The organism is Mesorhizobium sp. P2_C7 (genome assembly GCF_056404515.1).
Map to the genome: position 1 here is coordinate 325,867 of NZ_JBFUDW010000005.1, position 13,553 is coordinate 339,419.

12 protein-coding genes are annotated in these 13,553 nt (G+C 63.3%); 5 read left to right on the top strand and 7 right to left on the bottom strand.

The genetic code is table 11. The features are described from left to right. Positions 1–41: 41 nt before the first annotated feature. The 6 genes from AC1D2G_RS13490 to AC1D2G_RS13515 form a co-directional block, all read right to left on the bottom strand. Positions 42–2,321: a transglycosylase domain-containing protein gene (locus AC1D2G_RS13490; RefSeq protein ID WP_477414493.1), complete on the bottom strand. Its 2,280-nt coding sequence runs from the start codon at positions 2,319–2,321 to the stop codon at positions 42–44. 190 nt (positions 2,322–2,511) lie between these two features. Then, complete coding sequence (locus tag AC1D2G_RS13495) at positions 2,512–2,658, bottom strand: hypothetical protein (protein ID WP_013529552.1); 147 nt, start codon at positions 2,656–2,658, stop codon at positions 2,512–2,514. A 25-nt stretch (positions 2,659–2,683) separates the two neighbouring features. Continuing rightward, entirely contained in the window at positions 2,684–2,938 is a 255-nt protein-coding gene (locus AC1D2G_RS13500; protein WP_457153965.1) for a GlsB/YeaQ/YmgE family stress response membrane protein, read from the bottom strand. Positions 2,939–3,047: 109 nt separating this feature from the next. Then, complete coding sequence (locus AC1D2G_RS13505) at positions 3,048–3,251, bottom strand: hypothetical protein (RefSeq protein WP_095084999.1); 204 nt, start codon at positions 3,249–3,251, stop codon at positions 3,048–3,050. Positions 3,252–3,344: 93 nt separating this feature from the next. Then, positions 3,345–3,965, bottom strand: coding sequence for a ribonuclease D (locus AC1D2G_RS13510; RefSeq protein WP_095084743.1), 621 nt, complete (start codon positions 3,963–3,965; stop codon positions 3,345–3,347). A gap of 126 nt (positions 3,966–4,091) precedes the next feature. Further along, on the bottom strand, positions 4,092–5,477 hold the full coding sequence (locus AC1D2G_RS13515; RefSeq protein ID WP_477414495.1) for a M20/M25/M40 family metallo-hydrolase: 1,386 nt from the start codon (positions 5,475–5,477) through the stop codon (positions 4,092–4,094). Between the two features lie 423 nt (positions 5,478–5,900). On the opposite strand from AC1D2G_RS13515, the gene polA reads away from it, so the two are divergent. Both polA and AC1D2G_RS13525 read left to right on the top strand, forming a co-directional pair. Further along, positions 5,901–8,855 (top strand): DNA polymerase I, encoded by a 2,955-nt coding sequence (polA, locus tag AC1D2G_RS13520; protein ID WP_477414587.1) that lies wholly within the window; start codon positions 5,901–5,903, stop codon positions 8,853–8,855. Between the two features lie 10 nt (positions 8,856–8,865). Beyond that, entirely contained in the window at positions 8,866–9,486 is a 621-nt protein-coding gene (locus AC1D2G_RS13525; protein ID WP_477227882.1) for a LysE family translocator, read from the top strand. On the opposite strand, the gene AC1D2G_RS13530 is transcribed toward AC1D2G_RS13525, so the two are convergent. Next, complete coding sequence (locus tag AC1D2G_RS13530) at positions 9,483–9,887, bottom strand: Fur family transcriptional regulator (RefSeq protein WP_095084745.1); 405 nt, start codon at positions 9,885–9,887, stop codon at positions 9,483–9,485. The two genes, AC1D2G_RS13525 and AC1D2G_RS13530, sit on opposite strands and share 4 nt — an antisense overlap. Positions 9,888–10,148: 261 nt before the next feature. Here AC1D2G_RS13530 and AC1D2G_RS13535 point away from each other — a divergent pair, with 261 nt between their 5' ends. From AC1D2G_RS13535 to AC1D2G_RS13545, 3 genes are all read left to right on the top strand, one after another. Then, on the top strand, positions 10,149–12,353 hold the full coding sequence (locus tag AC1D2G_RS13535; RefSeq protein WP_477414497.1) for a caspase family protein: 2,205 nt from the start codon (positions 10,149–10,151) through the stop codon (positions 12,351–12,353). Positions 12,354–12,498: 145 nt separating this feature from the next. After that, positions 12,499–12,846 (top strand): hypothetical protein, encoded by a 348-nt coding sequence (locus AC1D2G_RS13540; protein WP_245331095.1) that lies wholly within the window; start codon positions 12,499–12,501, stop codon positions 12,844–12,846. Then, positions 12,843–13,553 (top strand): DUF4760 domain-containing protein, encoded by a 711-nt coding sequence (locus AC1D2G_RS13545; protein WP_477414499.1) that lies wholly within the window; start codon positions 12,843–12,845, stop codon positions 13,551–13,553. The genes AC1D2G_RS13540 and AC1D2G_RS13545 overlap by 4 nt, the downstream gene beginning before the upstream one ends.

The window sequence follows — 13,553 nt, forward strand, 5'->3', positions numbered from 1 at the left end:
TCGTCCATCGGTAGCGACAGCCGACCGGCCTCCGGAGCAGCTTAGCCGCCGCCGAGGATGTCGAGGATCGAGGTCTGCTTCTTCTTCAGCGGACCGCCGACATTGCCGGGCGGCACCGGATGCTTGATCGAAGCGGTGGCGCCCTCGTCCTCCGGCATGGCAAGGCCATCGGCATCAACGGTCTGGGCGGGACGCACGGCGCGGACCGGGGTTGGCGGAGGCGCGACCGGCGCAGCAGCCTGCGCGGCCGGCGCCTGCTGGCCAACGGACGCGGGCGGAACCGGCGCCGGCTGGCTGTTGTTTGCCGAAGGTATCTCGTCGGGCACGATCGTGTCGGCGGGGGTCGACTTCCAGGTGCCGGGCAGCGGCCGCACCGGCACGCCCTCATGCGCGGCGACCATGAATTCGTGCCAGGCCTGCGCCGGCAACGCGCCGCCTGTGACCTTCTTCATCGGGCTGCCGTCGTCATTGCCGAACCAGACGCCGGTGGTGAGATTGGCGGTGTAGCCGACGAACCACGCGTCACGCGAATTCTGACTGGTGCCGGTCTTACCGGCCGACGGCCAAGCAAAAGCCGCCTTCCTGGCGGTGCCGGTCTCGACTGTGCCGGTCATCATCGAGTTCATCATGCCGACGATCTCGGGCTTGACGACGCGCGGCGCGCTGCCGCCGCCGCTGTCGTAGAGCACCTTGCCGTCGGTGGTCGTCACGCGGCGGATGAAATGGATGTCCGGCTTGTAGCCGCCATTGGCGAAGGGTACGTAGGCCGATGTCAGTTCCAGCGGCGTCACCTCCGAGGTGCCGAGCGCGATCGAGGTGTTGGACTGCAGCTCCGACTGGATCCCCATGCGGTGTGCCGCCTCGACGACGGCGTTAGGCCCGACCTCCATGGTCAGCTGGGCAGCGACCGAATTCAGCGATTTTGCCAGCGCGGTCGCCAGCGTCACCTTGCCGAAATACTTGCCGCCGTAATTGTCAGGCGTCCAGTTGCCGATCTTGATCGGCGCATCGTTGCGCACGCTGTCGGGCGTGCGCCCGGCCTCGAGGGCTGCCATGTAGACGAATGGCTTGAACGCCGAGCCGGGCTGACGGCGTGCTTCCGAGGCGCGATCGAATTGGCTGGTCGAATAGTCGTAGCCACCGACCATGGCGCGCACCGCGCCGGAATCGTCGATCGACACCAGGGCGCCCTGGGTGACGTTGAGCTTCTTGCCGCTGTCGTCGATCAGCTTGCGGATCGACTGTTCGGCGAGTTTCTGCAGCGTCAGGTCGACGGTGCTGTCGACGACGATGTCGCCGCGCACGTCGCCGATCAGGTCAGGCAGTTCTTCCATGATGGTGTCGGCGACGTAGTTCTCCGAGCCGGTCCAGTACGACGGCGCGCGCGTCGCCGGCGCGCTCATCGCGGAAGTCAGCTCCTTGGCGCTGATCTTGCCCTCGTCGCGCATGGCGGCAAGCACGAGCTGCGAGCGTTCCTCGGCGGCCTTCGGATCGCGCGCCGGTGACAGCCGCGACGGCGCCTTCAGCAGGCCGGCAAGCAGGGCTGCTTCCGACAGGGTGACGTCGCGCGCGCTCTTGCCGAAATAGCGGCGCGAGGCCGCCTCGACGCCGTAGGCGCCGGAACCGAAATAGACCCGGTTGAGGTACATTTCGAGGATCTGGTCCTTGGTGTGCTTGTGCTCGAGCCACAGCGCCAGCAGCACCTCCTGCACCTTGCGCTCCAGCGTACGGTCTGGCGTCAGGAACAGGTTCTTGGCCAATTGCTGGGTCAGCGTCGAACCGCCCTGCGAGAAATGCCCGCCAAGCAGATTGGTCACCATCGCGCGCGACAGCCCGATCGGGTCGATGCCGAAATGCGAGTAGAAGCGGCGATCCTCGATGGCGATGACGGCCTCGGGGATATAGGGCGACATTTCGTGCAGGCCGACGGCCTCGCCACCGCTCATGCCTCGATTGGCCAGCAGTTGGTTGTCGACTGAGACGATCTTGATGTTGGGCGCGCGGTCGGGGATCGACCAGGTTGTCGCCGCCGGCATCTTGGCGCCGTAGTAGATGACGATGCCGGCCGCCGCGATGCCGCCCCAGATGGCGAGCACGAAGCACCAGTAGAACAGCCGGCCGAGCACGCCGAACAGGCCGCGCCGGCTTCTGCCGCGCCCGCCGCGCGACGATTTTCCCTTGGCCGGCTTGCGTTTTGCGGAGGCTTTGCGGTTGCTCGGCACGACGCGATCCTCCTCGTTCACCGAAAGACCCGCCGAGGATTTCGCCTGCGGCGGTCCCTCGAAACTGGGTTCGATGCGACTGTCTCTGCGGTTCGCCATGCGCTGTGCTTGATATCCCCGATGCCTATGGCGTTCGGGTTGAAGAGTAGATGCGGCGGTTTAAAGGCGGGTTAAGTCGAGAAAAATCGAAGCAATGTGGATTCAATTGCTTGCGGATCGGCCGGAACGGCATATCAGCGCCGCCCGTTTACGCAACAAGGCGACGGCGGTCGGCGTCGGTCCGATGCGATCAATTCTGCTGGATCGAGATGCCCTTGTCGTCGATCTTGAGCTCGACGCCCTTCGGTTTGGTCTGCTCGCGATAGACGTAGATGCCGAGCGCGATGACCACGACGACGAGCGCGCCAATGACGAGATAGAGCGTATTCTGTTTCATGGCGCGCTCTTTCGGTTGTCGAGCGTCAAGCTCGTTTCAGGACCTTGACCAGCACCAAAAGGATGATGGCGCCAATCGTGGCGTGGATGATTGCTGCGAGAACGCCGCCGCCGATGGAGAAGCCGATCCGCGGGAACAGCCAGCCGGCGATGAACGCGCCGACGATGCCGACGATGATGTTGCCGATCAGGCCGAAACCGAAGCCGGACACGATGAGACCGGCGAGCCAGCCGGCGATGGCACCAATGATGATGAAGACGAGTAGGCTTTCGACACCCATGACGATTTCCTCCGAGCAAGAGGCGAGCGCGGAGCGGAAAGCTCCGAATCGGCCTCGATATCAACCATTTCAGGCTATTCGAAAGCTGCCAGCCTCGCCAGCGGCGCGCTCATTGGTCGTCATCGTCGCTTGCGGCAGGCCGCCAACTGGTCGGCTCGACCTTCTTTTGCGTATGACTGTCGGTGTAGACCCACCAGCCGTCGTCGCGATATTGCGCGATGGATTCGTTGATGACGCCGTCGCTGTCCTTCCAGGTGACGGAGACCTTTGAACCGTCGGTCGGCGCGGTCGCTATCGGCTTTCTGTCCGCCATGTCGTCCCCCCTTTGAACAGACCAGACTCAGCCGACAGAACGCGGCGCCCTGCATCTGGTTCCAAACGGGTCAGCAGAGTCTAAACAAGGTCATCAGCTGTGGGCGAAGATATCCTCTTCGTCCCAGCCCATGAGGTCGAGTTTGGCACGCGTCGGCAGGAAGCGGAAGCAGGCATCGGCCTCCTTGGTGCGCCCGTCTCGCGCCAGCCGCCCGGCCAGCACATCGCGCAAACGGTGCAAATAGAGCACATCGGAAGCGGCGTATTCGAGCTGTTCGGGCGACAGCGTCTCGGCCGCCCAGTCCGACGATTGCTGTGCCTTGGACAGGCCGACGCCGAGAAGCTCGAAGCAGATGTCCTTCAGCCCGTGCCGGTCGGTGTAGGTGCGGGTCAGCCGCGAGGCGATCTTGGTGCAGAACACCGGCTCGGGCATCACCCCGAACGCATTGTAAAGCACGGCAAGGTCGAAGCGCCCATAGTGGAACAGCTTGGTCACGCCACGATTTCTCAGTAGGCTTACGAGGTTAGGCGCCTTCTTCTGGCCTGGCGCGATCTGGATCACGTCGGCTGTGCCGTCGCCCGGCGAAATCTGCACCACGCACAGCCGGTCGCGATGCGGGTTGAGCCCTAGCGTCTCGGTGTCGATGGCCACCGCCCCGACATTGTAGTGCGAAAGGTCGGGCAGGTCATTTTTGTGGAAACGGATGTCGGCCATTGTCTTCTCCGGTCGAGTCTGCGGCATCACTTGAAGCGCAAGGGGGTGCCGCAACGCTTTTGTCTCGTGGCCCGTCCTCGCCGCGATCCGTTGAAAAATCAACAGGAAAACTGGGGTCTCGCCACCTCAGCGCGTTAACGCCTCAAGAATCCGCGCCCACGAACGCTGGCCCTTGTGGAAGGAGCTCAGCTCGTATTTCTCGTTGGGCGAGTGGATGCGGTCGTCGTCGAGGCCGAAGCCGACCAGCAGTGATTCCATGCCGAGATAAGTCTGGAAGTCGCCAACGACGGGAATCGAGCCGCCACCGCCCGTCGTCACCGCCGGCTTCGGCCATTCGTCCGACAGCGCGTTCTTGGCCTTGGCCAGGAACGGTGAGTCGTAGGAAAGCTGGATTGCCGGCGAGCCGCCATGCGGGTGGAATTCGACCGAACAGTCGGCCGGAATGCGCTCCCTGACGAACTTCTGGAACGCAGCGCGGATCTTGGCCGGGTCCTGCTTGTGGACGAGGCGGAACGAGACCTTGGCCGAGGCTTCCGCCGCGATCACCGTCTTGAAGCCCTTGCCGGTGTAGCCGCCGATGATGCCGTTGAACTCGGCCGTCGGCCGCGCCCACGTCAGTTCCAGCACCGAGCGGCCCTTCTCACCCGACGGGATCGACAGGCCGACGGGTCCGAGGAACATCTCGGCCGTCTCGCCAAGCGTCTCCCATGATTTCAGGATCTGCGACGGCGTTTCCTCGACGCCGTCATAGAAGCCTGGAATGGTGATGTGGCCGTCCTTGTCGTGGATATCGGCCAAAACCTTGGCCAGGATGCGGATCGGGTTGGCGGCGGCGCCGCCATAGAGGCCGGAATGCAGGTCGCGATCGGCGGCCTTCACCGTGATCTCCTCACCGACCATTCCGCGCAGCCCGACGCAGATCGACGGCGTGTCGCGGTCCCACATGCTAGTATCGCAGACCAGCGCGAAATCGGCCTTCAGCTCGTCGGCATTGGCTTCGAGGAACGGTTTCAGCGACGGTGAGCCGGATTCCTCCTCGCCCTCGAACAGGATGGTGATGCGGCACGGCAAATTGCCATGCACCTGCTTCCAGGCCCGGCAAGCCTCGACGAAGGTCATCAGTTGGCCCTTGTCGTCGGCCGAACCACGCCCGGTGATCACCTTGCGGCCGGGCTCGATTTCCTTGACTGCAGGCGAAAACGGATCGCTTTCCCACAATTCGATCGGATCGACCGGCTGCACGTCGTAGTGGCCGTAGAACAGCACATGCGGCGAGCCGGCTGGTCCATCATGATGCGCAACGACCATCGGGTATCCGGGCGTGTCGCGCACGCTGGCGTCGAAACCGATCAGCTTGAGGTCTGCCGCCAGCCATTCCGCCGCCTTGCGGCAGTCGGCGCCATAGGCCGGATCGGTGGAGATCGACTTGATCCTGAGCAGGCCGAACAGGCGCTCAAGGCTCTGGTCGAGATTCTTGTCGAGGCGATCGAGAACGCGGGAAACTGCGGACATTTGTGAAGCCTTTCGATTCAGTGCCGGGACCGTAAAGGCAGACTGGGCGAACGAAAAGCCCGGGACGATTGGACCAAGGCGCGCAATGCCTCTCGAACAACAAAAAAAAGACCGCCGTGGTGGAGGGGGAACCACGGCGGTCTTCTACTCGAAACGATGCGGCAGCCCGGAGAGGGGGGATAGGCTGCCGCAGGTGTCCGGGATAGGCGGGGGACGGGCCTTGCTCCGGACTTCGGCGAAAACTGCCGATGACGTTTATTTGGGTCTTTGAACGTGGCGATTCAAGGGCATCAAAATTACACTTTTGTAACATGGGCGTGAGCAGGCCGGCCCGCGGCCATTCTGTCAGGGTGTTGCCGGAACCGGTGGGTGCCGGCGCCTTTGGCATGGACCGCAGCATCGAGCCGCGCTATCCCTGCCGACATGAAAAAAGGCGATCATCTCTTCCTTATCGACGGCTCCGGTTACATCTTCCGTGCCTATCATGCACTGCCACCGCTGACCCGCAAATCCGACGGCCTGCCGGTCGGCGCCGTTTCCGGCTTCTGTAACATGCTGTGGAAGCTGATGTTGGATGCCCGCAACACCGATGTAGGCATTGTGCCGACGCATTTCGCCGTTATTTTTGATTATTCCTCGAAAACCTTCCGCAACGATCTCTACCCCGAATACAAGGCCAACCGTTCGGCGCCGCCGGAAGACCTGATCCCGCAATTCGGCCTGATCCGCCAGGCGACCAGGGCGTTCAACTTGCCTTGCATCGAGATCGAAGGCTACGAGGCCGACGACCTGATCGCCACTTATGCCAGGCTGGCCCGCGAAGCGGGCGGCGACACCACCATCATCTCCTCCGACAAGGACCTGATGCAGTTGGTCGGCGACACGGTCGGCATGTACGATCCGATGAAGGACCGCCAGATTGGCATTCCGGAAGTCATCGAGAAATGGGGTGTGCCGCCGGAAAAGATGGTCGACCTGCAGGCGCTGACCGGTGATTCCGTCGACAATGTGCCAGGCGTGCCCGGCATCGGGCCGAAGACGGCGGCGCAACTGCTGGAGCAGTTTGGCGACCTCGACGGGCTGCTGGCTCGCGCCGGCGAGATCAAGCAGGACAAACGGCGCGAATCGATCATCGGCAACGCAGACAAGGCGCGCATTTCACGTCAGTTGGTGACGCTGAAGGCCGACGTTCCGGTGGCAGAGGGTCTGGACGACTTCATCCTGCACGCCCCGGACGGACCGAAGCTGATCGGCTTCCTCAAGACCATGGAATTCACCTCGCTGACTCGCCGCGTGGCGGAAGCGACCGGCACCGAGGCCGGCGACGTCCAGGCCGTCGCGGTGACCGTCGAGCGTGCCGACGCCGCGCACGGCCCCGATGTTGGCGCGGGAACTTCCAACGTCCGACCTGCCAAGACCGGCGAAGACGGCGCGGCAAACCAGGCCCCGGGCGCCGACAAACCCATCAGCGGCGACACCCCTTCCCTGCTCGCCGCACTGCGGTTGGAGAGCGCCGCCACCCGCAAGATCGATACGTCGGCCTATCATTGCATCCGCGATGTCGCGACCTTGAAAGCCTGGGTCGCCGAGGCAACCGAGACCGGGCTTGCCGCTTTCGACGTGAGGGCGACGTCGGCCGATCCGATGCAGGCCGAGTTGATCGGCATGTCCATTGCCACGGCGCCCGGCCGCGCCGCCTACATTCCTTTTGCCCACAAGAGCGGCAACGGTGATCTGCTCGGGGGCGGCGCGGTCGAAAACCAGATCCAGCTTCGCGAGGCGCTGGCCGTGCTGAAACCGCTGCTGGAGGACAGGTCGGTTCTCAAGATCGCCCAGAACCTGAAATACGATCTGGTCATCATGAGCCGCTACGGCATCGATGTCGCGCCTTTTGACGACACCATGCTGATCTCCTATGTGCTCGATGCCGGCACCCCTCATGGTCACGGCATGGACTCGCTTGCCGAGAAATGGCTTGGCCACACCCCTCTCCAGCTTAAGGACGTTACCGGTTCCGGCAAAAGCTCCGTCGGTTTTGATCAGGTCGACATCGACAGGGCGACCGCTCATGCCGCCGAAGACGCCGATATGACGATGCGGCTCTGGCTGGTGCTGAAGCCGCGGCTTGCCGCCAAGGGCCTGGTGTCGGTCTATGAACGGCTGGAGCGGCCGCTGGTGCCGGTTCTGGCGCGCATGGAACAGCGCGGCATCTCCGTCGACCGGCAGATCCTGTCGCGGCTCTCGGGCGAACTGGCGCAGGGCGCCGCTCGCCTCGAAGAGGAAATCTATCAGCTCATCGGCGAGCGCATCAACATCGGCTCGCCAAAACAGCTGGGCGACATCCTGTTCGGCCGCATGGGTCTGCCCGGAGGTTCGAAAACCAAGACCGGGCAATGGTCGACCTCGGCGCAGCTTCTCGAAGACCTCGCCGCCGAAGGCCATGAACTGCCGCGCAAGATCGTCGACTGGCGCCAGCTGACCAAGCTGAAATCGACCTACACCGATGCGCTGCCCGGCTTCATCCATCCGGACACCAAGCGCGTCCACACCTCCTACGCGCTGGCGGCGACCACGACGGGCCGGCTGTCGTCATCGGATCCGAACCTGCAGAACATCCCGGTGCGCACCGCCGAAGGCCGCAAGATCAGGACCGCCTTCATCGCCGACAAGGGCAACCGGCTGGTCTCGGCCGACTACAGCCAGATCGAGCTGCGGGTGCTCGCCCACGTCGCCGAAATTCCGCAGCTGCGACAGGCCTTCGCCGATGGCGCCGACATTCATGCCATCACCGCATCGGAAATGTTCAACGTGCCCGTGGAGGGCATGCCTTCGGAAGTCCGCCGTCGCGCCAAGGCGATCAATTTCGGCATCATCTATGGCATTTCCGCCTTCGGCCTCGCCAACCAGCTGTCGATCCCGCGCGAGGAAGCAAGCAACTACATCAAGAAGTATTTCGAGCGCTTCCCCGGTATCCGCGACTACATCGAGGAGACCAAGGCCTACGCCCGCGAGCACGGCTTCGTCGAAACGATCTTCGGCCGCCGCATCCACTATCCTGACATCCGATCCTCCAATCCCTCGGTCCGCGCGTTCAACGAGCGCGCATCGATCAACGCCCGCCTGCAAGGCACCGCCGCCGACATCATCCGCCGCGCCATGGTGCGCATGGACGAGGCGCTGGAGAAGGCGAAGCTGTCGGCCCGCATGCTGCTGCAGGTGCATGACGAGCTGATCTTCGAGACGGTCGAAGCTGAAGTCGAGGCGACGATCCCCGTCGTGCGTCACATCATGGAGAACGCGGCGATGCCGGCGGTGTCGATGTCGGTGCCGCTGCATGTCGACGCCCGCGCCGCCAACAACTGGGACGAGGCACATTGAAGTGAGTGAAATGCTGCCGTTTTCAACGGCCACATTCCTCTCATTCGCGCTGGCGTCGCTGTTGATCGAACTGACGCCGGGCCCCAACATGACTTACCTGGCACTGGTTTCGGCGAGCCACGGCCGCAGGGCGGGCTTCGCCACCGTGGCGGGCATCGCATCGGGTCTGGCGGCCATTGGCGGCATCGCCGCCCTGGGCGTCGCCGAAGTGATTCAGGCGTCGCCCTTGCTCTACGAGGGTCTCCGCTGGGCAGGCATTCTGTTCCTGCTTTATCTCGCTTGGGAGGGTTGGACCGCTGGAACCGATGTGGTTTCGAACAAGGGCAATCCGGGTGGGAAGTATTTCTGGCGCGGATTTGTCACCAATCTCCTCAATCCGAAGGCGGCGATCTTCTATGTCGCCGTGCTGCCGACCTTCGTCGAGGCCGGACGGCCGATACTTGCGCAGACTGTCCTGCTTATCCTGACCTATGTGGCCATCGCGACAGCCATCCATGGACTGATCGTCGTGTTGGCGGGAGCGCTGCAGCCATTCCTCAACGATCCACGGCTGGAACGAACCAGCCGACGGCTGCTTTCGGCCTTGCTGGCGCTCGTTGCGTTCTGGTTCGCCTGGTCGACCGCGCGTTAGGCCGCTTCAGCCAAACACTTCGCACATGTCCCGCGAAATTCGATCACCGCCTTCTTGGCGGCGAAGCCTGTCGAGCGCACCCATTCGTCCAGCCGGTGGTCGACATCGTGATCGGACATTTCGGTGACCTGCCCGCATGTGTCGCAGATGGCGAAGGCGGTCATTGAATGGCTGTGGTCATGCGGCTCGGCGCAAGCGACGAAGGAGTTGATGCTTTCGAGCCGATGCACGAAGCCGGACTTCACCAGCGTGTCGAGCGCCCGGTAGACCTGCAGCGGCGCGCGAAAGCCGCGCTCGCGCAGCTGGTCGAGCAACGTGTAGGCGCTGAGCGGCCCGCTGGCGGCCTCGAGTTTCTCGAGCACGCACAGCTGGTTCTTCGTCAGCACATCCCTCGCCGCCATGATCCTGTTTCCAACCTGTCTTGCGTCGCTCGCGCATCATTTCCGCGCGCAAACGATCCCTACCCATCCAGATAGCGACGAACAGCCATTTTTGCTACTGTTTACAACATCTCTGCGCCGGAAGGCTGTCGAGAAAGCCTATCGTCGACCGGAGCGGGGTAACAGGCGGGTTGCTCTGCGATGCAACATTCAAAATACTGACAAAATCTTCGGCAAGGATTGCCGCGCTTGGGAAATTCGATCGGGCTTGGGGAAGCAATCATGATCAAATTGACGCGGCGGACGCTGCTGGTCGGCACGTCCGCGCTGACGATGGCTGGCATGGTGTCGTTCAGGACCATGGCAGCATCGCGCACTTACCATGCGCTGCTGGTCGCCTGTACCGAATATCCGAACCTGCCGCAGAGGAACTGGCTGATCGGACCGAAGAACGATGCGGGCCTGGTCCACGAGTACCTGTTGAAGAACGTGCCCGACCCGGTGCGGTTCGCGCCCGAGAATGTCACGCTGCTGGCCAAGGACGTCCCGGGCGCAAATGGCTTGCCGACCCATGCCGCGATCAAGGCCGCGCTGGCCGACCTCGCCGCCAAGGTGCAGCGCGACGATTACGTCTATCTGCACCTGTCCGGTCACGGCGCCCAGCAGCCGGAGAGGGTCAAGGGCGATGAGACCGACGGGCTCGACGAGATTTTCCTGCCCGTCGACATCGACAAATGGATCAACCGTGATGCAGGCGTGCCGAATGCGCTGGTCGACAACGAGATCGGTGCTGCGCTCGACGCCATCCGCAACAAGGGCGCCTTCGTCTGGGTCGTGTTCGATTGCTGCCATTCCGGCACCGCGACCCGCGCCGTCGAAGTCGACGACGAGATGGAGCGCAAGGTCGAGTTCGCCGACCTGGTCGGCGGCAGCGAAGCCGAGCGGGCCGCGGCGATCAAGGCCTATGACGAGGTGACATCCGCCGCCGGCTCGCGCGGCGTCGACGACAACGGCACGCGCAAGCCCGCCTTCAACCTGACCCCGACCGGCGGCGAACCGATCACCAAGGGCAAGCTGGTCGCCTTCTATGCCGCGCAGACGGTGGAGACGACGCCGGAGATGCCGCTGCCCAAGGGCACGACGGATGCACCCCGGTTCGGCCTGTTTACCTTCACCATCCTGTCGAAACTGGCTGAGAACCCGAACGTCACCTATCGCCAGCTCGGCCAGGCCGTGCTGCAGCAATATTCGGCCGACAGCCGCACGCGCCCGACACCGCTGTTCGAGGGCGAACTCGACGCCCGCGTGTTCGGCACCGACAAGACGGACGCGGTCATGCAATGGCCTGTTGTCATCAAGGACGGCGACGCGACGATCGGCGCCGGTCTGCTGCATCGCCTCACCCCCGGCAGCAAGCTCGCCATCCTGCCGTCGGCGCTGTCGCAGCTTTCTGACGCTGTCGGCTTTCTCGAGGTGCAGTCAGCCAGGAACCTGGAGAGCCGGGTCAAGCCGGTCGAATTCGACAAAAAGCCGGCGCTGAAGCTCGCCGATATTCCCGCCAACGCCTATGCGCGGGTGGCCGAGATCGCCGTCGACTACAAGCTCGCCGTGGCGCGGCCGGCGGCGACCAAGGGACTGGAAAAGCAAACCGCTCTGGTCAAATCGGTTCTCGACGAATTGGCTACGGCCAAGGAAACCGGCTTCAACATCGAACTGGTCGACCCCGGCAAGAGCGCCGAGCTTCGCTTTGCGGTGATGCGCGAGAATGCCATTGCCGGCGCTGCCAAGGACGCGACCGACAAGCCGGCGCTGTGGTTCCTGCCGGCCTCGGGCGACGTGACCTTGAAGGACGGCAGCAAGCCGCCGCTGATCATCATTCACATGGATGACCGGAAAAAGCTGGTCGAGGCCACGACCAGAAATCTGCGCACCATCTTCCGTGCCACCGGGCTGTCGCGGCTGGCGGCGGCATCCGACTACAAGCCGGAGGACGTCGACGTCCAGTTCCAGGTCAAACGCCGTGACAAGGATGGTCTCGAACCGTTGCAGGCTTCGGTGGTGCCTCGCGTCTCCCCGGGCGACGAAGTGCATGTGCTGGCAAAGAACAGCTCTGATCTGCTGGTCGACATCAACGTGCTCTATGTCGGCAGCGACTATTCGATCACCCACATCGTCGCCGAGCGCCTGGCGCCGCAAGCCTCGATCGAAGAGGGGCTGCTGGCCTTCACCGACACCAGCTTCGGCATGGAAAGGATGATCGCGGTTTTGACCGAGGCGCCGCCGGAAAGCGAAAAGGAGGATCTGAGCTTCCTGGCGCAGGACGGCGTTGCGTCCATGACGCGCGGGCTGGGCCCTGCCAGCTTCTCCGACATGCTGACCGATATCGGCATGGCGCCGGCAACCCGCTCGGTGATGCGGCTCGCCGACAAGAGCGGCCCGAAGGGCGCGGTGATGATCTTCCCTATGGAAACGGTGCCACGCGCCTGACCGAATGCCGGCACAAGGGCCGGACCGGCTCTTGCGCGATCGGCGCGATATGAGAACATTCCCGGCGGGCGCAATGGCGCATGACGGCCTGACGAAGCGGATAGGATCGATTGTGAAGAAATATATGTTTTCCTGGCGTGGATCGGTGGCCGGCCTTGCCGGCAGCCTGTTGCTGATCGCCAATGCTTCGGCGGACGAGGCCTGCGGCCTTTGTGTCAATCAGATCGTCACCAACTCTGAACTGGCAACCTGTTTTCTCGATCAGTATGACCAGATCGCCAAAAGCGGCAACGGAGCGGTTGTCGTCGATCTCAGCAACTGCGCCTCGCGCGGCGTGGTCGAGGCGCTGCCATCACCGAACAAGGGGGCGGCGGAGCCCGATGTGCAGTTCATGATTTCGCGCCTGCAGCTGGAATGCCTGAAAAAGAAGCTGGAGGCGCCCGGCATCGTGCTGGATCCCTCCGCCGTCATCGAACTGGACAGCTGCCAATGAAAAAGCCGGCGGCCAACACCAGGCAAACGGCAGCTGCCGCCGCCCCCGCAAAGGCGCCAGCCACGAAGCCGGCTTTGCCGGAAACCACCGAGGGGTTTCCCTGGCCGAGCAGCCACGAGATCAAGAAGGAAGCGAACCCGTTCACCGACCGCGACTGGCGCATGCTGGTCTATGCCTGGTCGGGCCTGTTGGTGCGTCTGGCCATCATCTTCACCTTGATGTTTTCGATCTACCAGTTCCTTGCCAACCAGGAGCAGAAGCGCGTCGAGCAGACCATGTCGCTGGTTGAGCTCTGGGAAACCAAGGACTACCAGCAGGCGCAGCGCGCGCTGAAGGATCGGCTTGCGGCCCTCAATGCCAAATATGACAATCTGCTCAGCGCCAACCCCTCGCCGACCGAGGAGCAGGTGTTCCGGCAGCGGATCGGCATCGAGGCGATGACCGCCAGCGGTGGCGACATGCCACTCGCCGATTTCAGCGCAAACTTCGACCGCATCGTTTATTTCCTCAACCGCCTGTCGTTCTGCATCGACGGCGATCTGTGTTCGCGCAAAGTGACCGACGCTTATTTCCGCGACTATGCCGTCTCGTTCTGGAGTTATTTTGCCGGCTATGTCGACAAACAGCGCCAGGCGGGTTCACCGACTTTCGCCACGGCGATCGAGGCTTATGTGCGCAATGGGCAACCTGCGGCCGAAGTCAAATAG